29 protein-coding genes and 1 pseudogene are annotated in these 24,442 nt (G+C 41.7%); 9 read left to right on the top strand and 21 right to left on the bottom strand.

What is annotated here, in order from left to right; all coding sequences use genetic code 11:
• The first annotated feature begins 33 nt into the window (after positions 1-33).
• From STO1_RS02025 to nusB, 6 genes are all read left to right on the top strand, one after another.
• The gene (locus tag STO1_RS02025) at positions 34-429 is read left to right on the top strand and encodes a hypothetical protein (RefSeq protein WP_001031998.1); all 396 of its coding nucleotides are present in this window, start codon (positions 34-36) and stop codon (positions 427-429) included.
• Between the two features lie 99 nt (positions 430-528).
• Entirely contained in the window at positions 529-1,485 is a 957-nt protein-coding gene (locus STO1_RS02020; protein ID WP_096421722.1) for a zinc-ribbon domain-containing transport protein, read from the top strand.
• Positions 1,486-1,493: 8 nt separating this feature from the next.
• Entirely contained in the window at positions 1,494-2,621 is a 1,128-nt protein-coding gene (locus tag STO1_RS02015) for an SPFH domain-containing protein (RefSeq protein ID WP_096421720.1), read from the top strand.
• An 81-nt stretch (positions 2,622-2,702) separates the two neighbouring features.
• Positions 2,703-3,263, top strand: coding sequence for an elongation factor P (efp, locus tag STO1_RS02010; RefSeq protein ID WP_000568640.1), 561 nt, complete (start codon positions 2,703-2,705; stop codon positions 3,261-3,263).
• Positions 3,264-3,284: 21 nt separating this feature from the next.
• Positions 3,285-3,674: an Asp23/Gls24 family envelope stress response protein gene (locus tag STO1_RS02005; protein WP_000510584.1), complete on the top strand. Its 390-nt coding sequence runs from the start codon at positions 3,285-3,287 to the stop codon at positions 3,672-3,674.
• Positions 3,667-4,086 carry a transcription antitermination factor NusB gene (gene nusB / locus STO1_RS02000; protein ID WP_045617622.1) on the top strand — a complete coding sequence of 140 codons (420 nt, stop codon included), beginning with the start codon at positions 3,667-3,669 and terminating at the stop codon, positions 4,084-4,086. Before STO1_RS02005 ends, nusB begins: the two co-directional genes overlap by 8 nt.
• A 52-nt stretch (positions 4,087-4,138) precedes the next feature.
• Here the strand turns inward: nusB and STO1_RS01995 are convergent, their stop codons facing one another.
• The 18 genes and pseudogenes from STO1_RS01995 to STO1_RS01910 all read right to left on the bottom strand — a co-directional run bounded on the left by STO1_RS01995 (position 4,139) and on the right by STO1_RS01910 (position 17,838).
• On the bottom strand, positions 4,139-4,861 hold the full coding sequence (locus tag STO1_RS01995; protein WP_096421718.1) for a CPBP family intramembrane glutamic endopeptidase: 723 nt from the start codon (positions 4,859-4,861) through the stop codon (positions 4,139-4,141).
• A 17-nt stretch (positions 4,862-4,878) separates the two neighbouring features.
• Positions 4,879-5,074, bottom strand: a pseudogene (gene briC / locus STO1_RS01990) (biofilm-regulating peptide BriC).
• Between the two features lie 185 nt (positions 5,075-5,259).
• Complete coding sequence (locus tag STO1_RS01985) at positions 5,260-5,985, bottom strand: CPBP family intramembrane glutamic endopeptidase (protein ID WP_096421716.1); 726 nt, start codon at positions 5,983-5,985, stop codon at positions 5,260-5,262.
• Between the two features lie 26 nt (positions 5,986-6,011).
• On the bottom strand, positions 6,012-6,194 hold the full coding sequence (locus tag STO1_RS01980; protein WP_007520576.1) for a hypothetical protein: 183 nt from the start codon (positions 6,192-6,194) through the stop codon (positions 6,012-6,014).
• Positions 6,195-6,420: 226 nt separating this feature from the next.
• Positions 6,421-7,122, bottom strand: coding sequence for a CPBP family intramembrane glutamic endopeptidase (locus STO1_RS01975; protein WP_096421714.1), 702 nt, complete (start codon positions 7,120-7,122; stop codon positions 6,421-6,423).
• A gap of 147 nt (positions 7,123-7,269) precedes the next feature.
• Entirely contained in the window at positions 7,270-8,037 is a 768-nt protein-coding gene (locus STO1_RS01970) for an acetyl-CoA carboxylase carboxyl transferase subunit alpha (RefSeq protein WP_001017372.1), read from the bottom strand.
• Complete coding sequence (gene accD, locus STO1_RS01965; protein WP_001173376.1) at positions 8,034-8,900, bottom strand: acetyl-CoA carboxylase, carboxyltransferase subunit beta; 867 nt, start codon at positions 8,898-8,900, stop codon at positions 8,034-8,036. The genes STO1_RS01970 and accD overlap by 4 nt, the downstream gene beginning before the upstream one ends.
• A 35-nt stretch (positions 8,901-8,935) precedes the next feature.
• On the bottom strand, positions 8,936-10,303 hold the full coding sequence (accC, locus tag STO1_RS01960) for an acetyl-CoA carboxylase biotin carboxylase subunit (RefSeq protein ID WP_000488663.1): 1,368 nt from the start codon (positions 10,301-10,303) through the stop codon (positions 8,936-8,938).
• Positions 10,304-10,314: 11 nt separating this feature from the next.
• Positions 10,315-10,737 (bottom strand): 3-hydroxyacyl-ACP dehydratase FabZ, encoded by a 423-nt coding sequence (gene fabZ, locus STO1_RS01955; RefSeq protein ID WP_000565515.1) that lies wholly within the window; start codon positions 10,735-10,737, stop codon positions 10,315-10,317.
• Positions 10,734-11,222 carry an acetyl-CoA carboxylase biotin carboxyl carrier protein gene (gene accB, locus STO1_RS01950; protein ID WP_096421712.1) on the bottom strand — a complete coding sequence of 163 codons (489 nt, stop codon included), beginning with the start codon at positions 11,220-11,222 and terminating at the stop codon, positions 10,734-10,736. The genes fabZ and accB overlap by 4 nt, the downstream gene beginning before the upstream one ends.
• Before the next feature lie 2 nt (positions 11,223-11,224).
• Positions 11,225-12,460 (bottom strand): beta-ketoacyl-ACP synthase II, encoded by a 1,236-nt coding sequence (fabF, locus tag STO1_RS01945; RefSeq protein ID WP_057488697.1) that lies wholly within the window; start codon positions 12,458-12,460, stop codon positions 11,225-11,227.
• A gap of 28 nt (positions 12,461-12,488) precedes the next feature.
• Complete coding sequence (gene fabG / locus STO1_RS01940; RefSeq protein ID WP_096421710.1) at positions 12,489-13,220, bottom strand: 3-oxoacyl-[acyl-carrier-protein] reductase; 732 nt, start codon at positions 13,218-13,220, stop codon at positions 12,489-12,491.
• Between the two features lie 45 nt (positions 13,221-13,265).
• Positions 13,266-14,186 carry an ACP S-malonyltransferase gene (gene fabD / locus STO1_RS01935; RefSeq protein ID WP_096421708.1) on the bottom strand — a complete coding sequence of 307 codons (921 nt, stop codon included), beginning with the start codon at positions 14,184-14,186 and terminating at the stop codon, positions 13,266-13,268.
• Positions 14,179-15,153: an enoyl-[acyl-carrier-protein] reductase FabK gene (gene fabK / locus STO1_RS01930; protein WP_007520587.1), complete on the bottom strand. Its 975-nt coding sequence runs from the start codon at positions 15,151-15,153 to the stop codon at positions 14,179-14,181. Before fabK ends, fabD begins: the two co-directional genes overlap by 8 nt.
• A gap of 119 nt (positions 15,154-15,272) precedes the next feature.
• The gene (locus STO1_RS01925; protein ID WP_007520589.1) at positions 15,273-15,497 is read right to left on the bottom strand and encodes an acyl carrier protein; all 225 of its coding nucleotides are present in this window, start codon (positions 15,495-15,497) and stop codon (positions 15,273-15,275) included.
• 56 nt (positions 15,498-15,553) lie between these two features.
• Complete coding sequence (locus STO1_RS01920) at positions 15,554-16,528, bottom strand: beta-ketoacyl-ACP synthase III (RefSeq protein WP_007520591.1); 975 nt, start codon at positions 16,526-16,528, stop codon at positions 15,554-15,556.
• The gene (locus tag STO1_RS01915) at positions 16,528-16,962 is read right to left on the bottom strand and encodes a fatty acid biosynthesis transcriptional regulator FabT (protein WP_045617632.1); all 435 of its coding nucleotides are present in this window, start codon (positions 16,960-16,962) and stop codon (positions 16,528-16,530) included. Before STO1_RS01915 ends, STO1_RS01920 begins: the two co-directional genes overlap by 1 nt.
• A 90-nt stretch (positions 16,963-17,052) precedes the next feature.
• The gene (locus STO1_RS01910) at positions 17,053-17,838 is read right to left on the bottom strand and encodes an enoyl-CoA hydratase (protein ID WP_007520595.1); all 786 of its coding nucleotides are present in this window, start codon (positions 17,836-17,838) and stop codon (positions 17,053-17,055) included.
• A 277-nt stretch (positions 17,839-18,115) separates the two neighbouring features.
• Between STO1_RS01910 and STO1_RS01905 the strand changes: the two genes are divergently transcribed.
• The 3 genes from STO1_RS01905 to serS all read left to right on the top strand — a co-directional run bounded on the left by STO1_RS01905 (position 18,116) and on the right by serS (position 21,342).
• Complete coding sequence (locus STO1_RS01905) at positions 18,116-19,480, top strand: aspartate kinase (protein WP_096421706.1); 1,365 nt, start codon at positions 18,116-18,118, stop codon at positions 19,478-19,480.
• Positions 19,481-19,482: 2 nt separating this feature from the next.
• A complete protein-coding gene (locus tag STO1_RS01900) occupies positions 19,483-19,854 on the top strand; it encodes a DUF956 family protein (RefSeq protein ID WP_000079370.1) in 372 nt (123 codons plus the stop codon).
• A gap of 213 nt (positions 19,855-20,067) precedes the next feature.
• Entirely contained in the window at positions 20,068-21,342 is a 1,275-nt protein-coding gene (gene serS, locus STO1_RS01895; protein ID WP_007520598.1) for a serine--tRNA ligase, read from the top strand.
• 23 nt (positions 21,343-21,365) lie between these two features.
• On the opposite strand, the gene STO1_RS01890 is transcribed toward serS, so the two are convergent.
• The 3 genes from STO1_RS01890 to STO1_RS01880 form a co-directional block, all read right to left on the bottom strand.
• Entirely contained in the window at positions 21,366-22,265 is a 900-nt protein-coding gene (locus STO1_RS01890; protein WP_007520599.1) for a TDT family transporter, read from the bottom strand.
• A 110-nt stretch (positions 22,266-22,375) separates the two neighbouring features.
• Positions 22,376-22,924, bottom strand: a complete 549-nt coding sequence (locus tag STO1_RS01885) for a carboxymuconolactone decarboxylase family protein (RefSeq protein WP_007520600.1) — start codon at positions 22,922-22,924, stop codon at positions 22,376-22,378.
• 131 nt (positions 22,925-23,055) lie between these two features.
• The gene (locus STO1_RS01880; RefSeq protein WP_007520601.1) at positions 23,056-24,378 is read right to left on the bottom strand and encodes an alanine/glycine:cation symporter family protein; all 1,323 of its coding nucleotides are present in this window, start codon (positions 24,376-24,378) and stop codon (positions 23,056-23,058) included.
• Between the last annotated feature and the right edge of the window lie 64 nt (positions 24,379-24,442).

The raw sequence follows: 24,442 nt of genomic DNA, 5'->3' as shown, positions 1-24,442 counted from the left end.
ACTTTTAAGACGAGAATGAGACAAGGAGAATAAATGAACAAATTTTTACGATTGCTATTTGTCTTAGTCATCATCGCTATGTTAGGCGCTTCTATACTACAAATTTTCTTTCCATCGTACATGGGAAGCCACTCCGGGTACGGAATATCTGCTGGTTGGCAACGAGAAATTGGAATATGGAATTTAGCTGTATTGATTATTATTCTCGCTATCAATATTAAATACGATTGGTTCTATCTACGAATCGCACTTCTTGCTCTCATTATTGGCGGAATTGGAATAGGAACAAATCACTTACTCAATTATATGGAGTATCACTCTCCTGTAAATGCTATCGGTGCTTTTGAAAATTACTTGCTAGCAATAGGATGGATTGTGGGATGGCTCATCGAACGCCATTCCATAAAGAAGCTAAATGCTAGTAAATAACGCCTAGTATATATCAGATTATTTTTAAAGGTTATTAAATAGTTTAATAATCATTCGAATTCAGAATTCTACCTTTTCAATCATATAGTTAGGGGACACATGAAAAAGTTTTACGCTCTTTTAATGACCTGTTTATTACTTGTTTTTCTATCCGTGCCTCAAATCGTTGATGCGGGTGTCGGACATTCCAGAAGTGGAGGGAGCAGCCGCAGTAGCTCCAGAAGTAGTAGCCGCTCAAGTGGAGGTGGAAGTCGTTCTGGTGGCTCATCCTACCACTACTACCGCTCTGGATATGGATCATCCTCTGACAGTTCTGCTAGCTCTCCCTATCTAGGATTTATGTTCATATTAGTCGGAGGAATCATACTAGTTGTTATCGTCAAATCCTTGCAGAATAAGTCTGGAGATTCGAGTTCAACCTACACTAGTAATGATTCTCAAACGCTCCATCGTCGAGTTGAACATAACACACTGGCCATTAGTCGTGTGAAATATGGGGATCCAAACTTTGACGCGGAAGCCTTCACATCTTGGGTTAAGGAAGTCTACCTTAAATTGCAGGTTGCCTGGACTGAGAAAAATTGGAACTCTGTCCGCGCTTTGGAAAGTACCAGTCTCTACTCTCAACACAGTACCCAACTTGAGGACCATATTCGTGCTAAAACAACCAATGTTTTAGAGAAAGTGTGTATCGAAAATGTTCGCATCAAGGAGTTCATTGAAAATCCTGACGGAAACGATACCTTAGTAGTAATCCTATCGTCTACCTTGCGGGACTATGTCATTGACGATGAGAGTCGTCGTGTACTTGAAGGAGATCCTAAAAAAGATCTCTTCACCGTGTATCAATTGAACTTTATTCGCAAACACGGTAGCCAAACTGAATCAACTGTTCAAGAGGATGCCGTCAGCGACCACTGTCCAAACTGTGGCGCGCCACTGAAAATATCAGCTATTAGCAAATGTGACTATTGCGGTGCTGAATTAACACGCAGTCCAAACCAATGGGTACTCGATACCTACGATGTTGTGGATGAAGACGAACTATATAATTAGGAGGAATTATGGGATTTATACGTGCAGCCTTATCAGCAGGCTTAAATAGTTTTAATGACAGTAAATTCAAGGAAGCCATTGTCCTTCCAGACAATGTCTCTGGCGATGCCTTGGCCATCAAGGGACAATTACTCACAAAAGACCCCGATGGACGTTCTCGTCACAGCAATCAAAATACAGGCCTCTTGTCGGACGGCAGTGTGGTTATCGTTCCTCAAGGCTATAGCGCTGTTTTGGTAAATAACGGTACCTTCCTTGGCGACGTCCTCGAAGCTGGTAACCACGAATGGCAAGCTGGTGATAACGCTTGGCTCCTTGAAAAAGGTGGCTTAAAAGGTACTTGGGAAAACTTTAAAAATCGTTTCTCTTTCGGTGGACAAGTCATCACCCAACAGGAAATTATCTTTATCCGCATGCAACCTATCGCGGGCAATAAGTTCGGCACACAAAATGCGGTCGAATATTTCAGTGAACGTTACCAACAACTGCTCAACATCCGTTTCTATGGCTTGTTTGATGTAAAAATCGCGGATCCAGTTCTCTTCTATGTGAGCTCTGTTAGTCAGCAAATTACAGATAGCCAACCATATACTCTTCAGGATGTTGCTCAAGGAACGCTCCGTCAAAATATCGCACCAAAAATCGCAATTGCCATTGCCAAATATACCAACGAAAACAAGGTTGATATCTATAGCCTCAATGCCAACCAAGATACCTTTAACGAACTCGCTAAACAAGAGGTCAACAAGGTTTGGACAGGCCTCTACGGAATTGAAGCAACTAATATCTTGCTTGAAGACCTCAGCTACGACCAAGAAAGTCTTGATATCGTTCGCAAGCTTGATAGTGAGCTGGTGGCAATGAAGTACAACACGATTGAAATCGAAGAACGCCGTGCTCGCAACGAAGCGCTTATTGCTGCAGCTGCCAACGAAGGAAATGGCAATGGGATGAACATGTTTATGGGCATGAATCTTGGCCAAACTCTGGGTGGTCAATTCAGCCAACAAGTCCAAAATCAAGCACAGGCTCAAAATACTGGACAAACTGCCAGCAAGAATTTTTACATCGAAGTCGATGGAAAATACGTCCTCGTTACCAAAGACGAAGATGGAAATATCGTACCAGTCAACTAATTAAGCTCCTTCTGACATTTGAGTAATGTTGTCTTTTATGGTACAATAAAGAGTAAATTATTTTATTAAAGAGGTAAAAACATGATTGAAGCAAGTAAATTAAAGGCTGGTATGACCTTTGAAACAGCTGACGGAAAATTGATCCGCGTTTTGGAAGCTAGCCACCACAAACCAGGTAAAGGAAACACGATCATGCGTATGAAATTGCGTGATGTCCGTACTGGTTCTACATTTGACACAAGCTACCGTCCAGAGGAAAAATTTGAACAAGCTATTATCGAGACTGTCCCAGCTCAATACTTGTACAAAATGGATGACACAGCCTACTTCATGAATACAGAAACTTACGACCAATACGAAATCCCTGTAGTCAACGTTGAAAACGAATTGCTTTACATCCTTGAAAACTCAGATGTGAAGATCCAATTCTACGGAACTGAAGTGATTGGTGTCACAGTTCCTACTACTGTTGAATTGACAGTTGCAGAAACTCAACCATCTATCAAAGGTGCTACTGTTACAGGTTCTGGTAAACCAGCAACGATGGAAACTGGACTTGTCGTAAACGTTCCAGACTTCATCGAAGCAGGACAAAAACTCGTTATCAACACTGCAGAAGGAACTTACGTTTCTCGTGCCTAATCTCTAGAAAGAGGTCATTCTATGGGAATTGAAGAACAACTTGGCGAAATCGTTATCGCCCCACGTGTACTTGAAAAAATCATTGCTATTGCTACTGCAAAAGTAGAGGGTGTACACTCTTTTTCAAACAAATCAGTATCTGACACCCTTTCAAAACTTTCTCTTGGCCGTGGTGTTTATCTTAAAAACGTGGACGAAGAGCTCACAGCAGATATCTATCTCTACCTTGAGTACGGAGTAAAAGTTCCTAAGGTAGCTGTTGCGATCCAGAAAGCTGTCAAAGATGCAGTCCGCAATATGGCTGATGTAGAACTCGCTGCTATCAATATCCACGTTGCAGGTATCGTTCCAGATAAAACACCAAAACCAGAATTGAAAGATCTATTTGACGAGGACTTCCTCAATGACTAGTCCACTATTAGAATCTAGACGCCAACTCCGTAAATGCGCTTTTCAAGCTCTCATGAGCCTTGAGTTCGGTACGGATGTCGAAACTGCTTGTCGTTTCGCCTATACTCATGATCGTGAAGATACTGATGTGCAACTTCCAGCCTTTTTGACAGAGCTAGTTTCTGGTGTTCAAGCTAAAAAGGAAGAACTAGACAAGCAAATCACACAGCATTTAAAAGCAGGTTGGACCATCGAACGTTTAACGCTCGTGGAGAGAAACCTCCTTCGCTTGGGAGTCTTTGAAATCACTTCATTTGACACCCCTCAGCTGGTTGCTGTTAATGAAGCTATCGAACTTGCAAAGGACTTCTCAGATCAAAAATCTGCCCGTTTTATCAATGGACTGCTCAGCCAGTTTGTAACAGAAGAATAGTAAAAAGAAAAAGTGTTTGACAGCTATCAAACGCTTTTTTCTTTGCCTCCCACTATCTAAAAAAATGATAATAGATATAATTGTAAACAAAAATCCAGATAGGTTTTGCATAATTGAGAAAGTTAAAAAAACTATGGCAGAGAATCGTTAATCTCAGATTGTCGGTAGAACGATAAACAAGGGCAAAAAAGAGACCAATCAGACTATAATATAATAAACTAATTGGGTCTCGGTGAGATAGGATCAAATGACTAAGTCCAAAGATAAGGCCTGATAAGATGACATCTAAATAGAACTTTGACTTAGTAAAGAAGGTGTTCATAAAATACCCACGATCAAGCGTCTCTTCCAAAATAGGACCAATAACGACTGTTAAGATAAAACTAAGAACTGTAGATAGAACAGTTGGTTGTCCATTTGAAAGTACCACCGCAAAATAGACATCATGAATATTCCTATGATTAATCAAATGAGCAAAACGTGCCCAAAAATTACCGAGAATCTGATGAACCACATAACATGCAAACAAGTAAAAGATAGTTGACCAGTTCCAGCTCTTTTTCTCAAAGATAAAGAGCATCTTTTTCTTTTTTAACCACCAAATTAATAGAAGGAAACTTCCTACTAATCCCATTGTTAAAATAAGAGAGTAGACATCAGCGCCTAACCCTAAAATTATCGTCACATACAAACCAATTATTTGCGGTAAATAGGTAGATAGTAAAATAATAAGCAAAAATATTCCAAATTGTCTTAGTTTCTTTGTGTTTTTCATCGTTCTTTTTTGAAAGATTATCCTGCTTGGAAACCGTACTTCCAAGCATCCCTATAAGAATTAAGTGCTCCTTGCCCCATATAGGGAGCAAATTTTCTATAATATAACCCATCTACCACAACCATTTTCCCAAATAGCAAGACCGCCTGAAACTTGCTCTAAGTCTTTAGACGAAAGAACTGTAAATGTTTCTGTACCTGCCGTTGCAAGCACATCCTTAAAATTAATTTTTGTAAGCTTATATCTACAGTATAAATCTTTTTTGTCTATTTTATAGTCTATCTCCTCAACTGTCAATTTTTCGTCCTGAATGGTAGCTTTACTCATTGAAAAACAAGAAATTGATAAAAAAGATTTCTCTAACTTCCTATCAAATTAGAAAAAGTGTTTGACTTCCACTATCTAAAAAAATGATAATAGACATAATTATAAACAAAAATCCAAATAGGTTTTGCATAAATGAGAAAGTTGAAAAAACTATGGCACAGGATGGTGATTTTTAGATTCTTTGTCCAACGGTAGACAAGGGCATAGAAGAGGCCGCCCAAACTATAAATAATCAAACTGATAGGATCTCGGTGAGTTAGGATTAAATGACTAAGTCCAAAGATAAGAGCAGATAGGACAACATCCAGATAGTACTTGGATTGGGGAAAGAAGGTATTCATAAAGTACCCTCTATGAATCAGTTCCTCTAATATAGGTCCGACGATTACTGTTAAACTAAAACTGAGAACAGTTGATAGAAAAGTTGGTTGACCATTGGAGTATAGAATCGAAAGAAGGTCTTGAAAGATATACTTGTTATCAATTAGGTGATGAAACTGTAACTGAAAAGCATCCACCAATTGACGATCAAAATAAGTAGCCACTAGACCAACTACAAGGTAAAAGAATTTTGACTTCTTTGAACCCTTTTTTTCAAAAACATAGAGCATCTCTTTCTTTTGGAGCCAGTAGATAAATAATAGCAAAAGAGCTATTACTTCAACTGTTAAAAAGATAGAATAGCCATCTATCCCCCATCCTAAAAACTTAGTTAAATGCATAATCCCCAACTCTGGTAGATAAACCGATAGAAATACCAGTGATGTATAGACTCCCAAATGCCCTAGTTTTTTCATACTTACCCCTTTAAATTATTAGAACATTAAGGTATAATTCCGTTACCATAACCAGTCATTCTAGTACATATTGTACTTGAATCAGTTGCAATGCTGTAAGCATAAGGCCAACTCCAATAATAATCATCAACCAACCAAATCATGCCACCACCTGAAACTTGTTCTAAGTCCTCAGATGAAAGAACTGTAAATGTTTCTGTACCTGTCATATCAAGTAGCTCCTTAAAATAAATTTTTGTAAGCTTACATCTACAGTACATATCTTTTTGTCTATTTTATAGTCTATCTCCTCAACTGTCAATTTTTCACCCTAAATGGTAGCGTTACTCATTGAGAAATAAGAAATTGATAAAAGAGATTTCTCTATCTCCCCATCAAATTAGAAAAAGGTTTGACAGATATCAAACGCTTTTTTCTTTATCTCCTAACTTCCTACTATCTAAAAATCAAATAATAGATATAAAATAAGATCGACGGAGCATAGGGAATTGCATTATAGAAACTATGACAAACAATGGTAAACCGAAGACTACCCGTAACTCGATAAACAACTGTAAATAGAAGACCAAGAATACTATAAATGATGAGACTGATGGGGTCACGATGAGATAGAACTAAGTGACTGAGCCCGAAGATGAAAGAAGACAAGATCACATCCAAATAAAACTCCGACTTCGGAAAGAAGGTATTCATAAAATAACCCCTATAGATTGTCTCCTCAACAACAGGTACAATCGAAATGTTAAAGATTAAAAATATAAGACTTGATAGAGTCGTTTCTCTCCCGTTTAAGTAAAGTTCTGAAAGAAGGTCTTGGAAAATAAAGCTATGGTCAATCAATCGAATATTCTGCATTCTAAATCCATTTAAAAAAGAATAGATAAGGAAACAAGCCACTAAGAAAGCGAGATAAGACCAGCACCAACCCTTTTTGTCGAAGATAAAGAGCATCTTCTTCTTTTTCAACCACAAAACGAATAAAAAGAAAATAAGCAACACTTCTCCAACTAGGAAGATTATATAGCTGTCCATTCCTAAACCAAAGGTTCTAGCTAGAGTTATAGCCCCTAATGGCGTTAAATAAATGTACAGGAACATTAAAATCATACAGATTCCTAAATGTATTGTCTTTTTCATTCTTTCTCTCCTAATGGTAAACTCTCTATTAGGGCAATATAGAGGATAGACCATTGATTGTTTTTCTTATTTATCTAGAGTATTCATGTTTATCCATGCTCTATTATCAAAATAGCTAGAACAAATTGTTCTAGCTTTTAAGTTTTCTTAGTATTTTCTAAAGCGTTGGTAACGTTCTTCGATAAGTTGGTCGAGTGGTAGTTCTTGCAATCTATCTAGTTCTGCACGCAATTCATTTTTAACGCAACCTAGCAGTTCTTTACTTGACAGCCCTGCTTCTGAGATTACCTTGTCTACGATTCCCATTTCTAGGAGTTCATGTGAAGTGATTTTCATCAACTCCGCCGCTTCCATAGCACGACTTCCATCCTTCCAAAGGATAGAGGCAAATCCTTCAGGGCTAAGTACGGCGTAGATTGAGTTTTCTAACATCCAGACACGGTTAGCTACGGCTAGAGCTAGGGCCCCACCAGATCCACCTTCACCGATAATAATCGCAATGATTGGAACCTTGAGGTCACTCATTTCCATCAGGTTTCGGGCAATTGCTTCACCTTGTCCACGTTCCTCGGCTCCAACACCTGGGTAAGCACCCGCCGTATTGATAAAAGTCACAACTGGACGGCCAAACTTTTCTGCCTGTTTCATCAGGCGAAGAGCCTTACGATAGCCTTCTGGATGAGGTTGCCCAAAATTTCGTTTGAGGTTATCATGAAGACTCTTCCCTTTTTGGATACCGACGACTGTGACTGCTTGGTCACCTAACCAGCCAATTCCACCAATGACCGCACCATCATCTCGGAAAGAGCGATCTCCATGCAATTCGATAAACTCATCGAAGATGCCATTGGCAAAATCAAGGGCTGTCAAGCGACTTTGCTCGCGTGCCTCTCTGACTATTTTTGCAATATTCATCCGCGACTTCCTCCATGCAATCTTACTAATTTAGCAATTGTTTCAGGCAATTCTCTCCGTTTGACAATTGCATCAACAAATCCATGTTCAAGCAGAAATTCTGCCTTTTGGAAGTCATCCGGCAAGGTCTCACGAACTGTATTTTCGATAACACGACGTCCAGCAAAACCAACCAAACTCTGTGGCTCCGCTAGGATAATATCCCCTTCCATAGCAAAAGAAGCGGTCACCCCACCTGTTGTCGGATCGGTTAAAATAGTTAGGTAAAAAAGTCCTGCCTTGGAATGACGTTGAACTGCCGCAGAAATCTTAGCCATCTGCATCAAGCTCATGATTCCTTCTTGCATACGGGCTCCACCAGAAGCTGTGAAGAGAACGACTGGCAAGTTTTCTACCGTTGCATACTCAAACAAGCGCGTGATTTTTTCACCCACAACGGTTCCCATAGAAGCCATGATAAAGTTTGAATCCATGATCCCAAGGGCAACTTTTTGTCCCTTGATGCTAGCTGTACCAGTCAGTACTGCTTCATCCAAACCTGTCTTTTCACGCATACTAGCTAGTTTTTTCTGGTAGCCAGGAAAGTTTAATGGATCTTGAGTTTCAATACCCGTAAACATCTCCACAAAGGTGTCAGAATCAATCGTCAAATCCAAGCGTTCCTGAGCTGAAATACGGAAAGTATAGCTACAATGGGGACAAATTCGTTCGCTCCCAAGATCCTTTTGGTAAATGGTGTGTTTACAACCAGGACACTGGGAGAAGAGTTCATCCGGAACCTCAGGCTTGGCTTGTGGTTTCTGCCTTACGGAACGGTTAGGATTGATCCGAATATACTTATCCTTTTTACTAAATAGAGCCATAACTCCCCCTTTTAGTTCTCATACTATTTGAAAGTCTATTCTTTTTCTTGGTATTTTGGCAAGAAAGTTTCCATCAAGAAGGAAGTATCGTAGTCACCAGCGATAACTCGGCGGTCTGAAATCAGATCCAACTGGAAGTCTGCATTGGTTTGTACTCCTTCAATATCAAGTTCATAAAGTGCCCGTTGCATCTTCATTAAGGCATCAAAACGATTCTCCCCATGAACAATGATTTTGGCAATCATACTATCATAGTAAGGAGGAATGGTATAACCTGGATAGACTGCAGAGTCTACACGCAATCCAACTCCTCCACTTGGAAGGTAGAGGTTGGTGATTTTACCTGGACTTGGAGCAAAGTTAAATGCTGGATTTTCTGCATTGATCCGGCACTCGATAGCATGACCTCGTAGGACGATATCTTCTTGTTTGAAAGGTAAAGGTTGCCCGGCAGCAATGCGAATCTGCTCCTTCACGATATCAACACCTGAAACAAACTCTGTGACTGGGTGTTCAACTTGCACACGAGTATTCATTTCCATGAAGTAGAAATTGCCACTCGCTTCATCGAGCAGAAATTCAATCGTTCCTGCATTTTCATAGCCTACAGACTCTGCTGCACGAACGGCTGCAGCACCAATTTCATGACGAAGGGTTTTGCCAATCGCAATGGATGGGCTTTCTTCTAAGACCTTTTGGTTATTCCGTTGGAGTGAACAATCCCGTTCACCAAGATGGACAACATGACCCTCTTGATCTGCAAGAATCTGAACTTCGATATGACGAGCTGGATAAATCACACGCTCAAGATACATAGCGCCATTTCCAAAATTGGCCTTAGCTTCACTGGATGCTGTCTCAAAGGCTGCGACCAAGTCTTCTGCCTTTTCAACCTTACGAATCCCTTTTCCACCACCACCTGCCGATGCCTTAAGCATGACTGGATAGCCAATTTTTTCTGCAACTGCAAGCGCCTCTTCAGCCGTGTGAACTTCACCATCAGATCCTGGGATAACTGGAACCCCAGCCTTGATCATTTGCTCACGCGCATTGATCTTATCTCCCATGGTATCCATCACAGCACCAGAAGGGCCGATGAACTTAATCCCTACTTCATCACACATCGTGGCAAATTTGGAGTTTTCGCTAAGAAATCCAAAACCTGGATGGATGGCTTCTGCTTCTGTCAAGACCGCAGCAGACAAAATTGCATTGATATTGAGATAAGATTCTGTCGCCTTACCAGGTCCGATACAGATAGCTTCATCCGCTAGGAGTGTGTGAAGGGCTTCCTTATCAGCAGTTGAATAAACTGCCACGGTCGCAATGCCCAATTCACGCGCAGCTCGAATAATGCGAACCGCAATCTCACCACGGTTGGCAATCAAAATTTTACGAAACATGGAGATCCTCCTTAGTTTCCAATTGCAAAGGTAAGAGTACCACTCGCTGCAAGCTTGCCATCTACTTCAGCCTTTGCTTCAACCACGGCAATCGTACCACGACGTTTCACAAAGGTTGCCGTCATGACTAATTGGTCACCTGGTACAACTTGCTTCTTGAACTTAACCTTATCCATGCCAGCATAGAAGACCAGTTTCCCTTTATTTTCAGGTTTGGACAATTCCAAGACACCAGCAGTCTGAGCCAAGGCTTCCATGATAAGAACACCTGGCATAACTGGGTATTGAGGAAAATGACCATTGAAGAAAGGTTCGTTGATTGTCACATTTTTAATGGCAACAATGGTATCCTCGCTCACTTCCAAGACACGATCCACTAGGAGCATGGGGTAGCGATGGGGTAGAGCTTCTTTGATTCCTTGAATATCGATCATTTGATGCGTACCAATCCTTTACCGAACTCAACCATTTCTTCATTTGAAACGAGAATTTCTGTCACCACACCATCCTTAGGTGCAGGAATTTCATTCATGACTTTCATGGCTTCAATGATCACCAAAGTCTGACCTTTTTTAACACTGTCTCCAACTGTGACAAAGGCAGGTTTATCTGGTCCAGCAGCCAAATAAGCCACCCCTACAAGTGGGCTTTCAACAACATCACCCTCTGGAGCAACCGTCGTTTCAGCTGGTGCTGGAGCTTCTTCCACAGAACTCTCTACTGGAGTTGAAGGGGCAGAAACTACTGGACTTGCAGCTACTGCAGTTGGCACTGGAGCAACTTGAGCTGGTGCTTCAGAAGCCATTCTTGCTTCATTCTTACTAAACTGCAATGCGTCCGTTCCATTTTTATAAGAAAATTCTCTCAAACTTGATTGGTCAAATTGAGCCATCAAGTCCTTGATCTCATTTAAATTCATAATTATTTATTCTCCCAACGTTTGAAAGCAAGAACCGCATTGTGTCCACCAAAACCAAAAGTGTTTGAAATAGCATAAGGGATTTCTTGCTCCAAGCCTTGTCCATAAACGACATTCGCTTCGATATAGTCTGATAACTCACTTGTTCCAGCCGTCATTGGTACATAGTTATGACGCATGGCTTCAATTGTAGCGATGGCTTCTACTGCCCCTGCAGCACCAAGCAAGTGTCCTGTAAAGGACTTGGTTGAAGATACTGGTACTTCTTTACCAAGAACAGCTACAATGGCACTACTTTCTCCTTTTTCATTAGCAGGAGTTGAAGTTCCATGGGCATTGACATAAGCCACTTGTTCTGGAGAAATCTCTGCCTCTTCCAAAGCTAATTTAATTGCCTTGATTGCACCCTGACCTTCTGGATGAGGTGAAGTCATATGATAAGCATCACAGGTATTTCCATAACCAACTACTTCAGCCAAGATAGTTGCGCCACGTTTTTCAGCATGTTCAAGACTCTCAAGAACCAGCATTCCAGAACCTTCTCCCATCACAAAACCATTACGGTCTTTGTCAAACGGAATAGAAGCACGAGTTGGATCTTCTGTAGTTGATAGGGCAGTCAATGCTTGGAAACCAGCGATGGCAAAAGGAGTGATAGATGATTCTGATCCACCTACTAACATGACATCTTGGAAACCAAACTTGATTGAACGGAAGGCATCGCCAATAGCATCATTTGATGAGGCACAGGCTGTATTAATTGATTTACAGACACCGTTTGCTCCAAAGCGCATGGCAACATTTCCCGAAGCCATATTTGGCAAGGCTTTTGGAAGTGTCAATGGCTTAACACGTTTTGGGCCTTTTTCGTGAAGACGGATAACTTGGTCTTCGATTTCTTTAATTCCCCCAATACCAGAAGCCACGATGACACCAAAGCGATCTTTATCGATTGCTTCTACATCAAGATTAGCATTTGTCACCGCTTCTTGAGCTGCGTACAAGGCATACAAAGAATAGTTATCAAAACGGTTGGTATCTTTTTTGACAAAGTATTTATCAAAGGGGAAATCTTGAACTTCTGCCGCATTGTGCACAGCAAATTCGCTATGGTCAAACTTAGTGATTTCTCCAATCCCGATTTTCCCAGTTTGCAAACTGTTCCAAAATTCTTCTGGAGTATTTCCGATAGGAGAGGTCAATCCATAACCTGTTACTACAACTCGATTTAGTTTCATCTGTCTTACCTATATCTTTCCTTATTTTTTACATGCTAAGTCCGCCATCAACAGCGAGAACTTGTCCAGTCAAATAATCTTGTTGGGCTAAGAAGACCGTGGCATCTGCGATATGTTCTGCTTGTCCAAAACGCTTCATTGGGATTTGTGCTAGCGTCGCTTCCTTGACCTTATCAGACAAAACAGCAGTCATATCTGACTCGATCATTCCTGGTGCAAGAGCATTTACGCGTACGTTGCGATTGGCAACTTCACGTGCAACTGACTTGGTAAAACCAATCAAACCTGCTTTAGAAGCTGCATAGTTGGCTTGTCCGATATTTCCCATCAAACCGACCACACTAGACATGTTGATAATCGCACCTTCACGTGCCTTGATCATCTGTTTCAAGACTGCTTGCGTCATGTTGAAAGCACCTGTCAAGTTGATCTTAATCACTTTTTCAAAGTCTTCTTCGGTCATCTTGAGCATAAGCGTATCTTGAGTGATCCCAGCATTGTTGACCAAGACATCAACAGAACCGAGTTCTGCAATCGCTTGATCTACCATACGCTTGGCATCTGCAAAGTCTGAAACATCACCTGAAATCGGTACTACTTTGACACCATAGTTTGAAAACTCAGCCAGCAATTCTTCTGAGATTGCTCCGCGACTATTCAAAACTACATTAGCGCCTAGTTGGGCAAATTTGTGAGCAATGGCAAGTCCGATACCACGACTTGAACCTGTTACAAAGACATTTTTGTTTGTAAGTTGCATTCTATCTCTCCTGTTTCCTGTTGTATTTTGTGGGAGAAGGGATCATTAGTTTCCTAACAAAGCATCCAAGCTTGCTTGGTCTTCAACGTTAGCTAGCTGAGCTGTTTTATCGATTTTTTTGACAAAGCCTGATAGGACCTTACCAGGACCAATTTCAATAAAGTTGGTTACCCCAGCATCCTGCATCACAGCAATGCTTTCATAAAAACGAACAGGTTCTTTGACCTGACGCGTCAAAAGCTCTTGGATTCGATCTTTTTCCATAACAGCAGCTTCCGTATTGCCAACTAGTGGGCAAGTGAAATCAGCGAAACTCACTCCCTCAAGAGCTTCAGCTAGTTGCTGACTAGCTGGCTCAAGAAGGGCAGTATGGAAAGGACCAGATACATTTAAAGGAATCAATCGTTTTGCTCCTGCTTCCTGCAAGAGTTCAACTGCGCGGTCAACCGCAGCCACCTCACCACCGATGACGATTTGGCTTGGGGTGTTGTAGTTAGCTGGAGTCACTACTCCAACTTTAGAGGCTGTTTCACAAGCTTCCCCAATCACTTCAACTGGAGTATTAAGAACGGCAACCATCTTCCCAGAGCCTGCAGGTGCAGCTTCTTCCATATAAGCACCACGTTTAGCAACCAAGGCAACTGCATCCTCAAAGTCCAAGGCACCACTTGCTACAAGAGCAGAATATTCCCCAAGAGACAATCCTGCTACCATATCTGGCTGGTAACCCTTTTCTTTCAATAGTCGGTAAATAGCAACCGAAGTCGCTAAAATAGCTGGTTGCGTATAGCGAGTCTGGTTTAACTTGGTTTCTTCCTTATCAATCAAGTCACGGAGGTCATAACCCAAAACCTGACTGGCTTGGTCAATTGTTTCCTTGACGATAGGGTAGCGATCATAGAGGTCTCGTCCCATCCCTAGATACTGAGCACCTTGACCTGCAAATAGAAAGGCTGTTTTAGTCATTTCTTACAACTCCTGCCCAACGAGAGGCTTCTTCCTGAATTTTCTTGGCAGCGCCATAGTATAGATCTTTTAGGATTTCTTCAACGGTTTCTTCTTTAGAGACCAAACCAGCGATCTGACCTGCCATGACAGATCCACCTTCTACATCTCCATGAACAACGGCTTTAGCAAGAGCACCAGCTCCCATTTGTTCAAAGATTTCTAAATCCGGATTTTCTTGTTTAAAGGCATCTTTTTCAGCCTGCTCAAAGTCACGTGTCAACTGATTTTTAATGGCACGAACAGCATGTCCAAAGTGCTGAGCTGAAATAGTCGTATCGATATCACGCGCTTTTAAGATTTTTTCCTTGTATTTTGGATGGGCGTTAGATTCCTTAGCTACTACGAAACGCGTACCAACTTGAACAGCCTCTGCACCAAGCATAAAGCCTGCAGCGACACCTTCACCGTCGGCAATTCCTCCAGCTGCGATAACTGGAATTGAAACAACTGCAGCAACTTGGCGAACCAAGGTCATCGTTGTTAATTTACCAATATGTCCACCGGCTTCCATCCCCTCTGCAATAACTGCATCTGCACCAATTTTTTCCATGCGTTTTGCCAAAGCAACACTTGGAACAACAGGAATAACTGTAATTCCAGCATCATGGAAACGAGTCATGTATTTACTTGGATTTCCTGCACCAGTTGTCACCACCTTGACCCCTTCTTCAATCACGAGATCAACGATGTCTTCTACAAAAGGTGACAAGAGCATGATGTTAACACCAAAAGGTTTGTCCGTAAGTGATTTGATTTTATCGATATTAGCCTTTACGACCTCTTTAGGTGCATTCCCCCCACCGATAATCCCTAAACCGCCAGCTTTAGAAACAGCTCCGGCCAAGTCGCCATCAGCGACCCAGGCCATTCCTCCTTGGAAGATAGGATAATCAATGTTCAATAATTCTGTAATACGTGTTTTCATAGTGCCTCCATCAGTCCTTGCTTACGTAATAGTTCGATTAGTATATTATTTGAGTCTCAAACCATTACCTAAACAAGAGGGAGTGGGTTCCCCCAACTCCTTCTATATCTTATTCGTTCTTATTTTGTTTTCTCTTCAACATAGGCAACCAAGTCACCAACTGTTTTCAAGTCATCTTCTGCTTCGATTTGGATATCAAAAGCATCTTCAATTTCTGAGATTACTTGGAACAAGTCCAATGAGTCTGCATCCAAATCATCAAAAGTAGATTCAAGTGTTACTTCTGATGCATCTTTTCCAAGTTCTTCAACGATAATTTCTTGTACTTTTTCAAATACTGCCATGATAGGACTCCTTTAAAATATAAAAATTTATAACAATGTGTTCACCACATGATTACCTAGATTGTAAGAATGAGCGTGCCCCAGGTCAAGCCTCCACCGAAGCCTGATAAAAGAATCGTTTGGCTACCGTCTACACGGATCAACCCCTGATCCACACACTCTGATAGTAAAATCGGGATGCTTGCCGCACTGGTATTCCCATACTCCATCATATTGGCTGGAAGTTTGTCGCGATCAACACCGATTTTTTTAGCCATTTTATCCAATATGCGGATATTGGCCTGATGAAGCAAGAGATAGTCCAAATCAGATGCTCCCACTGGACTTTCGTCAATGGTCTGCTTGATTGACCTAGCAACATCTCGAATCGCAAAATCAAAAACTGCTCGCCCATCCATTTTCAAAAATGCAGGAACTGCTTCTTGATTAGAGAAGGGGGAAGTCAAGGACGTTTGGCCATAAGTTAAGCACTCGCTTCGAGTACCATCACTGTGCATACTCTCTGCAAGGAAGTGGCGGTTCTCACTTGTTTCCAAGAGAACTCCACCAGCACCGTCTCCAAAGAGCACCGCAGTAGATCGATCTGACCAGTCAACCGCCTTAGACAAGGTTTCAGCACCGATAACAATCCCTTTTTTAAACTGTCCAGATGTCAGAAACTTTTCAGCAGTTGAAAGTGCAAAGATAAAACCACTGCAAGCAGCTGTAAGATCAAAAGCAAAGGCTCTGTTAGCACCAATATTGGCCTGAACTCGCGCTGCTGTAGAAGGCATCATTGAGTCAGGTGTGATTGTTGCTACAATGATAAAGTCAATCTGCTCAGCTTCTATACTCGCCTTAGCCAGTAAGCTTTTGGCAACTTCTGTCGCCAAATCACTCGTTGACTCCGTTTTTGAAATATGTCTCTGTTTAATTCCTGTACGACTTGAAATCCACTCATCGCTTGTATCCATTATTTGAGCCAAATCTTGATTGGTGACCACTTGCTCTGGTACATAATGAGCAACCTGGCTTATTTTAGCAAAAGCCATTATTTCAAATCCTCCAAAAATTGATAAAGGTTAGTCAAGCCCTTGCCCATAACTTTCATCTCCTCAGGACTCATACCCTCGATAATTTTTTCAACCATGGCCTTGTGGAAACGTTTATGAAGGCGGTGGACTAAACGACCTTTCTTTGTCAAATGTAGATAGACCACACGACGATCCTGTTCGGAACGAATTCGCTCAATATAACCCTTTCTTTCTAGGTTATTCAAGCTCGTCGTAACAGTTCCTAAGGTTACCATCAGTTCTTTGGAAACTTTGCTAGGCGTTGCCTCAGGGAATTTTCCAATCACATCGATTGTGTGCATTTCTTTGATGGAGATATCTTTGAATCGACTACCTCGTAAGCTAACCTCCTCAATCACAAGGACATTATTAAAAATGGATGTTAAATAATCATTTACTCGTTGGTAGTCCAAACTTTTTCCCTCCTCCTCAAAAAACTTTTACAATCAAAACATTTGATAGAAAAAGTATATCAAACTTCAAAAGATAGTGCAAGTATTTTTTTACTTTCCTGAAAATTTTGGTCGTCTTCTTTCTGAATGAGCGCGAACTCCTTCTTTGAAATCTTCGGTTTGAGCTAAGGATTCCTGCAGCTTCAACTCCAATTCGGCATAATCTTGCCAATCCTTAAATTGGCTTTCCCAAACCAGCTTTTTAATCGCTGCATAGGAATTAGCTGAACCACGTCTGAGTTTTTTTAGAACCTGGTCTCTTGTTTTTTCCAACTTATCTGCCTCACAGACTCGATAAACGACGCCCCACTCCAGAGCTTTTTCCGCTGTCAAGGCTTCTCCTGTCATGGCAAGCTGGGCTGCTCTTGTCACTCCTATACTACGACTTAGGAGATGAATACCTCCTGCATCGGGAGCCAACCCAACCCCGACAAAGGCCTGAATGAACTTGGCCTTGTCTGTTGCTATACAGAAATCAACCGCTACTGCCATATTTGCTGCAGCTCCTGCAACTGCCCCATCTACTTCCATCAAAACAGGTTTGGGTATTTGCTTGATCTTATAGGAAATTGTATTGACCAATTCTGCGATTTTTGTCAGTGAAGGGATATCATCCTCATCCACCGCCCGCTTCATCTCGACCAGGTCTCCCCCCACTGAAAAGACCTTCCCATTAGCATTTATCAAGATATACTGTACAGCTTGTTCCTGCTCTGCCAAGGTCAAAGCTTCTAAGATTTCCTCACACATTGGGATGTGGAAACCATTTGCGACTTCAGGACGATTCAAAGTAATAATAGCTAGATCATCTACGATCTGGTATAGGATATGATTCATAGCTTCTCCTTTTGTATGATGATAAAATTATTTTATTACCAAAGTATACCTTTTTTGGGATAAAGAGGCAAGGAAAAACTAAAGGAAAGTGTCTCAGCTGATTATTTCCCCACCGTTTATGAATGTAAATAAAATTTGACTCTCTTACTTTTAAACTGTTGTCGCTTTTCAGAATAAGTTAGCATTTACTCCTATTGTAATAGGGAGCTATTTTCTTCATTGAAAAATGCCCCTCTTTCTGCTATAATCGTATAAAATACTTACTTGAGGAGTCTTTATGAAGGTTGTAAAATTTGGTGGAAGTTCGCTTGCCTCTGCTGGTCAGTTAGAAAAAGTTTTAAACATCGTTAAAAGTGATAAGGAACGCCGTTTTGTAGTCGTTTCTGCACCCGGAAAACGCAATGCTGAAGATACCAAGGTAACCGATGCCTTGATTAAATACTATCGCGACTATGTGGCGGGAAATGATATCAACGCTAGCCAAAGCTGGATCATTGATCGTTATGCCGCTATGGTTAGTGAACTAGGCCTAAAACCTGCCGTTTTAGAAAAGATTTCTAAAAGCATTCGGGCCTTGGTAACTCTTCCTATAGAAGACAATGAATTTCTCTATGATACCTTCCTAGCGGCTGGAGAAAATAACAATGCCAAACTCATTGCAGCCTACTTTAACCAAAACGGTATCGATGCACGCTATGTTCACCCAAGAGAAGCTGGAATCATTGTCACAAGTGAACCAGGAAACGCACGTATCATCCCATCTAGTTATGACAAGATTGAAGGCTTGGCTGATAGCAACGAAGTCCTTGTCATCCCTGGTTTCTTTGGCGTAACTAAGGAAAATCAAATCTGTACCTTCTCACGTGGAGGTTCAGATATTACTGGTTCCATTATCGCAGCTGGAGTCAAGGCTGATCTCTATGAAAACTTTACAGACGTAGACGGTATCTTTGCTGCCCACCCTGGTATTATCCATCAACCACACTCCATTCCTGAATTAACCTACCGTGAAATGCGTGAGTTGGCATACGCTGGATTTTCAGTCCTTCATGATGAAGCCCTTCTACCTGCCTACCGCGGAAAAATTCCTCTTGTCATCAAAAACACCAATAACCCTGACCACCCAGGAACTCGTATCGTTCTAAAACACAGTAGCGATAAATTCCCAGTCGTTGGGATCGCTGGTGATTCTGGATTCGTCAGCATCAACATGTCAAAATACCTCATGAACCGCGAGGTTGGATTCGGTCGTAAGATTCTTCAAATCCTTGAAGATCTTAACATTGGTTGGGAACATATGCCAACAGGTATCGACGACCTTTCAATCATCCTTCGTTCCCGTGAATTGACTCCTATCAAGGAGGAAGAAATTCTGCGTCAGTTAGTTCAAAAAGCCGAAGTGGACCATGCTGAAATCGAACATGACCTTTCCATCATTATGATTGTCGGAGAAAAGATGAAGAGCCATATCGGGGTAACTGCTACTGCAACACGCGCTCTATCTGAAAATAAAATCAACATCCAGATGATGTCCCAAGGCTCAAGTGAAGTTTCCATCATGTTTGTTGTCAATAAAGAGCAAGAAAAGGCAGCTATCAAGGCTCTCTACCGCGCCTTTTTCGATGAAAGTAAGGAAGATTAATCATGGCCCAATCACTCAATAAAGTCATTGACTTACAAACCACTGGAACATCCTATCTTTCCATCTCGGGAAAAGTCGGAAAATTTCTAGTTGGGGATCAAGCCTTAGAGTTTTATCCTGATGTCAATGTCGAACAATATATCCAAATTCCCTGGTCAAGTATTCAGCAAATTGGAGCCAACGTAAGTGGTCGCAAAATCAGTCGCCACTTTGAAGTCTTCACTGATCAAGGAAAATTCCTCTTTGCTTCAAAAGACTCAGGTGCCATTCTTAAAATTGCTCGCGAAAAACTGGGCAATGACAAGGTTGTGAAACTTCCTACTTTACTCCAGACCATTGGTCAAAAATTCAAAAATCTATTTGCAAAAAAGTAGAAACTTTAGTATAATCATAGCAACGGATAAGTAGGTTATCCTCTTCTTCCAGAAAGTCTGCGGGTGCTGCGAGCAGATAGGAGGGGTAAGTGAAATTCTACCGTTAGTAACAATTACATACACAATCAAGTGCACACCTGTGAAGTTGGATGGAACCGTGGCCCTGCCACTCCAACGCTTTGTCAGGTGTGTTTTTTTCATAAAGGAGTTCTTATGTTAGATATTAAACGTATTCGTACAGACTTTGATGCTGTCGCAGAAAAATTGGCTACACGTGGTGTAGATCCTGCTGTCTTAAACGAGATGAAAGAAATCGATGCTAAACGTCGTGACATCTTGGTCAAGGTTGAAAACCTCAAGGCAGAACGCAACACAGTTTCAGCTGAGATTGCCCAAGCCAAGCGCAACAAGGAAAATGCCGATGACAAGATTGCTGCGATGCAAAACTTATCTGCTGAAGTCAAAGCCTTGGATGCGGAATTGGCGGACATCGATGCTAAATTGACAGAATTTACCACTACTCTTCCAAATATCCCTGCTGACAGTGTTCCTATCGGAGCCGACGAAGATGACAATGTGGAAGTCCGTCGTTGGGGAACTCCACGCGAGTTTGACTTTGAACCAAAAGCTCACTGGGATCTTGGTGAAGACTTGGGTATCCTTGACTGGGAACGTGGAGCAAAAGTTACTGGTGCTCGCTTCCTCTTCTATAAAGGACTTGGGGCTCGTTTGGAACGTGCTATCTACAACTTTATGTTGGACGAGCATGGAAAAGAGGGCTATACTGAAGTCATCACACCATACATGGTTAACCATGATTCTATGTTTGGTACTGGTCAATATCCAAAATTCAAGGAAGACACTTTTGAATTGAAAGACACTAATTATGTCCTTATTCCTACCGCTGAAGTGCCTTTGACAAACTACTATCGCGATGAAATCCTTGACGGAAAGGACCTACCAATCTACTTCACTGCTATGAGCCCATCATTCCGTTCTGAGGCTGGTTCTGCTGGTCGTGATACTCGTGGTTTAATTCGTCTACACCAATTTCACAAGGTTGAAATGGTCAAATTTGCCAAACCAGAAGAATCTTATGAAGAATTGGAAAAAATGACAGCCAACGCTGAAAACATCCTTCAAAAACTCAATCTTCCATACCGTGTCGTTGCCCTCTCTACTGGGGACATGGGCTTCTCAGCTGCCAAAACTTACGACTTGGAAGTTTGGATTCCAGCCCAAAATACCTACCGTGAAATCTCAAGCTGTTCAAATACAGAAGATTTCCAAGCCCGTCGTGCTCAAATTCGCTACCGCGATGAAGCCGATGGCAAGGTAAAACTCCTTCACACTTTGAACGGCTCTGGACTTGCAGTTGGACGTACAGTGGCTGCAATTCTTGAAAACTATCAAAATGAAGATGGTTCTGTAACTATTCCAGAAGCACTTCGTCCATATATGGGTGGAGCTGAAGTTATCAAACCATAAAAATAAGGTTTAGCTATTTCTAGCTAGACCCTTTTTCGTAACCAAATCAGATAAGCACCCAATACAAAGAATAAAATAGTTAGGCATATAACAGTTTCAGCCAACACCAGATAATCCAGAAATGGAAGTTTCAAAATTCCCTGAGCCATCTTGAGCGAAGTAGCTGTGATAATTGTTGGAAAAGTGAGGGCTGAGAAGGCTGGTTGAAATCCTTGTTTTAAAATATTAGGCAAGCGAGTTAAAACAAAGAAAAAGAAGGATTGAGATGCCAAAATCATGACGATCAAGAGCCAAGTCGGTAAACCTGCTCCTCCAACTCGAACTAGGGATGCCAGAAGTAGAGAAAAGGGAGCACAGTAGATTCCTTCCTGTCCAAGCAAGGCTACTGGGAGTGGAGTTTTCTTTAAATCCCTATAAATAAGCGGATAGAGATAGAAGGTCAAGACAAAACCAAAACTCAAGGTCGCATAGGCAATCTCGATAATGCCTACCAGAGGATAGGTCAAGGCTGCCACAGCTATCCCCACATAGAGCACCGTCCAGCTAGGAGTCGCATTAGTCTTTCGACCTTGGCAGGCAAATTTGATGGTAAAAGTAGCAATCAAAGCTAAATCCAAGAGAAAGGAAAACCACCAGATCCCTTGTGCTAGCAAAGGAAGAGCAGGGAATACGCGAAAGGCATAGGTCGATAAAATCATCCCAGCCATGGGAAAAGTGGCCATCCCAGACAAAAGAGGGGGCTTGGTCAATTCTTGCTTGGTTTCCTTCCAATTAAAAAGATGAAGAATCAGAAAGTAAATCCACAAAATTAAACCTGTCAGACTAAAAAGATGGGACAGAACCGGCAACGTATCTAAAATAAGATTTCCAGCTCCTGCCAAACCTAGCAAACAACCAGAAAATACCAAGGGGAGTTTTTTCATCCTAATCTCCGTTAATCATATTATTATTAGTATAGCATAAAAGCGCTTAAAATAGCACAGAAAAATGAAGACTGGATGAATCAGCCTTCATTTTTTCTCTATGATTCGAACTAAGCATACGGTTGTAATTCTGGGTTAATAGGCGTATTAGCTAGGTTGTTGGTATAGTTGCAAAGACTGGCAAGACTAACACCGAGAACCACATCCAGGGCATTTTGTTGCGTGTAGCCAGCTTCCAAAAATTCAGCCAAGGCTTCATCTCCTACACGCCCTTTGGTATTGATGACCGCCAAGGTAAACTTAGCTAGGGTGTCCAATTTAGGATCTGTTTCAATCGGAGTGCGGTTGCGAAGGGCTTGGAGAAGATCATCATTCATCTGGATTTGTTTGATGGAAAAGGCTGTGTGACCTGCGACGCAGAAAGCACAACCATTGGTTACGGCAGCTGTGATTTGCACTACTTCGCGTTCCACTGGTGTTAAGCTATTGCGACGGTTGATGGCTCCGACAGTTCGGTAGGCTTCAAGCGCGGTTGGGGCATTGGCCAAGAGACCGATTAGGTTGGGAATATAGCCATTGTTATCTTTTTGTACTGTTTCAAGAACTTCTTTTACTTCTGCTGGTGCTGATTCTACTGTGTGGATGATAAATGTTGTCATAAGAAACCTCTTTTCATTTTATTGTCATTTAGTCTATCATAGAATTTTCCACTTGGATAATATATATTTTCAATCGCCTCGATAGGAAATGTCTATGGAATGAAAAAAATCACACTAAAAGTGTGATTGGGTTAGTTCTTAAAATACTTCTTAGTCTCAGCAACAACTACTGGGGACAAGACCAAAAGGGCAATCAAGTTAGGTAAGGCCATCAAGGCATTGACGATGTCTGCGATAATCCAAACCATATCCAACTCGATAAATCCTCCCAACAAGACCATGACTACAAAGACTACACGGTAAAGCCAGATAAAGCGGACACCAAAGAGAAACTCAAAACAGCGCTCCCCGTAGTAGTTCCATCCGAGAATCGTCGTAAAGGCAAAGAGCACAAGGAAGATAGTCAAAAGAGCAGGGCCAAAATATGAAAAAACTGTTGAAAAGGCTGACTGGGTCAAGGCAACTCCATTCAAATCTCCGCTCCAAACACCAGTTACTAAGATTGTTAAACCAGTCAACGTACAGATAATGAGGGTATCAATAAAGGTTCCTGTCATGGAAATCAAGCCTTGCTCGACTGGTTCATTTGTCTTAGCTGCAGCCGCTGCGATGGGAGCAGAACCAAGACCAGATTCGTTAGAAAAGACTCCTCGCGCCACACCATTTTGGATAGCCTTCCGAATGCTGGCACCTGCAAAACCACCTACCGCAGCAACTGGACTAAAGGCTGAAGTAAAGATGAGAGCAAGTGTAGCTGGGACTTTCTCGATATTAAAGAGAATAACTGTAAGAGTTCCTAAAATATAGACAATAGCCATAAAAGGAACCACTGCTGTCGAAACTTTTGATATGGATTTGAGGCCACCAAAGACAGCAATCCCTACAAAAATGGATAAAATCAGAGCCGTGATAGCTGGATTAACTTGGGCTGTATTTTGAATGGATTCTGTAATCGAATTGACTTGGGTAAAGGTACCAATCCCTAGGAGGGCTACCAATACACCCGCTAGGGCAAAGAAGATAGCAAGTGGACGCCACTTTTCTCCCATCCCCAAAAGGATGTAATGCATGGGCCCTCCAGCTACAGCCCCATTTGCATCTTTAGTGCGGTACTTGATAGCCAGCAAGCCTTCAGCATACTTGGTTGCCATCCCAAAGAAGGCTGCCATCCACATCCAAAAGAGAGCACCTGGCCCACCAACCTTAATGGCTGTCGCAACTCCGATGATATTTCCCGTTCCAACAGTAGCGGCAAGAGCTGTACATAGAGCAGCAAAGCTCGATACATCCCCATGTCCCTTGTCCTTGGTAAAGATCAACTGAAAGGCCTTGGGGAGACGAACCAGCTGTAAAAGTCCTAGTCGGATGGTCAAGTAGATTCCCGTTCCGACCAATAACAATAAGAGGGGAGGCCCCCAAACGAAAGCATCAAGCGCTTTAAGCAATTCTAACATATCCTACTCCTATCTTTCAACCCCAAAAGAAAGAGCACATGCAAGATACATGTACTCTGGAATG

The sequence above is a fragment of the Streptococcus oralis subsp. tigurinus genome, from assembly GCF_002356415.1.
GTDB lineage: Bacteria > Bacillota > Bacilli > Lactobacillales > Streptococcaceae > Streptococcus > Streptococcus oralis_F.
The sequence above is the reverse complement of the archived record's forward strand: the minus strand, read 5'-3'. Positions and strand labels throughout refer to the sequence as shown.

What these genes read in the sequence shown, in the direction of transcription:
- STO1_RS02025 (WP_001031998.1), top strand. Translation starts at nt 34, where the DNA reads ATGAACAAATTTTTACGATTGCTATTTGTCTTAGTCATCATCGCTATG.
- STO1_RS02020 (WP_096421722.1), top strand. Translation starts at nt 529, where the DNA reads ATGAAAAAGTTTTACGCTCTTTTAATGACCTGTTTATTACTTGTTTTT.
- STO1_RS02015 (WP_096421720.1), top strand. Translation starts at nt 1,494, where the DNA reads ATGGGATTTATACGTGCAGCCTTATCAGCAGGCTTAAATAGTTTTAAT.
- efp (WP_000568640.1), top strand. Translation starts at nt 2,703, where the DNA reads ATGATTGAAGCAAGTAAATTAAAGGCTGGTATGACCTTTGAAACAGCT.
- STO1_RS02005 (WP_000510584.1), top strand. Translation starts at nt 3,285, where the DNA reads ATGGGAATTGAAGAACAACTTGGCGAAATCGTTATCGCCCCACGTGTA.
- nusB (WP_045617622.1), top strand. Translation starts at nt 3,667, where the DNA reads ATGACTAGTCCACTATTAGAATCTAGACGCCAACTCCGTAAATGCGCT.
- STO1_RS01995 (WP_096421718.1), bottom strand. Translation starts at nt 4,861, where the DNA reads ATGAAAAACACAAAGAAACTAAGACAATTTGGAATATTTTTGCTTATT.
- STO1_RS01985 (WP_096421716.1), bottom strand. Translation starts at nt 5,985, where the DNA reads ATGAAAAAACTAGGGCATTTGGGAGTCTATACATCACTGGTATTTCTA.
- STO1_RS01980 (WP_007520576.1), bottom strand. Translation starts at nt 6,194, where the DNA reads ATGACAGGTACAGAAACATTTACAGTTCTTTCATCTGAGGACTTAGAA.
- STO1_RS01975 (WP_096421714.1), bottom strand. Translation starts at nt 7,122, where the DNA reads ATGAAAAAGACAATACATTTAGGAATCTGTATGATTTTAATGTTCCTG.
- STO1_RS01970 (WP_001017372.1), bottom strand. Translation starts at nt 8,037, where the DNA reads ATGAATATTGCAAAAATAGTCAGAGAGGCACGCGAGCAAAGTCGCTTG.
- accD (WP_001173376.1), bottom strand. Translation starts at nt 8,900, where the DNA reads ATGGCTCTATTTAGTAAAAAGGATAAGTATATTCGGATCAATCCTAAC.
- accC (WP_000488663.1), bottom strand. Translation starts at nt 10,303, where the DNA reads ATGTTTCGTAAAATTTTGATTGCCAACCGTGGTGAGATTGCGGTTCGC.
- fabZ (WP_000565515.1), bottom strand. Translation starts at nt 10,737, where the DNA reads ATGATCGATATTCAAGGAATCAAAGAAGCTCTACCCCATCGCTACCCC.
- accB (WP_096421712.1), bottom strand. Translation starts at nt 11,222, where the DNA reads ATGAATTTAAATGAGATCAAGGACTTGATGGCTCAATTTGACCAATCA.
- fabF (WP_057488697.1), bottom strand. Translation starts at nt 12,460, where the DNA reads ATGAAACTAAATCGAGTTGTAGTAACAGGTTATGGATTGACCTCTCCT.
- fabG (WP_096421710.1), bottom strand. Translation starts at nt 13,220, where the DNA reads ATGCAACTTACAAACAAAAATGTCTTTGTAACAGGTTCAAGTCGTGGT.
- fabD (WP_096421708.1), bottom strand. Translation starts at nt 14,186, where the DNA reads ATGACTAAAACAGCCTTTCTATTTGCAGGTCAAGGTGCTCAGTATCTA.
- fabK (WP_007520587.1), bottom strand. Translation starts at nt 15,153, where the DNA reads ATGAAAACACGTATTACAGAATTATTGAACATTGATTATCCTATCTTC.
- STO1_RS01925 (WP_007520589.1), bottom strand. Translation starts at nt 15,497, where the DNA reads ATGGCAGTATTTGAAAAAGTACAAGAAATTATCGTTGAAGAACTTGGA.
- STO1_RS01920 (WP_007520591.1), bottom strand. Translation starts at nt 16,528, where the DNA reads ATGGCTTTTGCTAAAATAAGCCAGGTTGCTCATTATGTACCAGAGCAA.
- STO1_RS01910 (WP_007520595.1), bottom strand. Translation starts at nt 17,838, where the DNA reads ATGAATCATATCCTATACCAGATCGTAGATGATCTAGCTATTATTACT.
- STO1_RS01905 (WP_096421706.1), top strand. Translation starts at nt 18,116, where the DNA reads ATGAAGGTTGTAAAATTTGGTGGAAGTTCGCTTGCCTCTGCTGGTCAG.
- STO1_RS01900 (WP_000079370.1), top strand. Translation starts at nt 19,483, where the DNA reads ATGGCCCAATCACTCAATAAAGTCATTGACTTACAAACCACTGGAACA.
- serS (WP_007520598.1), top strand. Translation starts at nt 20,068, where the DNA reads ATGTTAGATATTAAACGTATTCGTACAGACTTTGATGCTGTCGCAGAA.
- STO1_RS01890 (WP_007520599.1), bottom strand. Translation starts at nt 22,265, where the DNA reads ATGAAAAAACTCCCCTTGGTATTTTCTGGTTGTTTGCTAGGTTTGGCA.
- STO1_RS01885 (WP_007520600.1), bottom strand. Translation starts at nt 22,924, where the DNA reads ATGACAACATTTATCATCCACACAGTAGAATCAGCACCAGCAGAAGTA.
- STO1_RS01880 (WP_007520601.1), bottom strand. Translation starts at nt 24,378, where the DNA reads ATGTTAGAATTGCTTAAAGCGCTTGATGCTTTCGTTTGGGGGCCTCCC.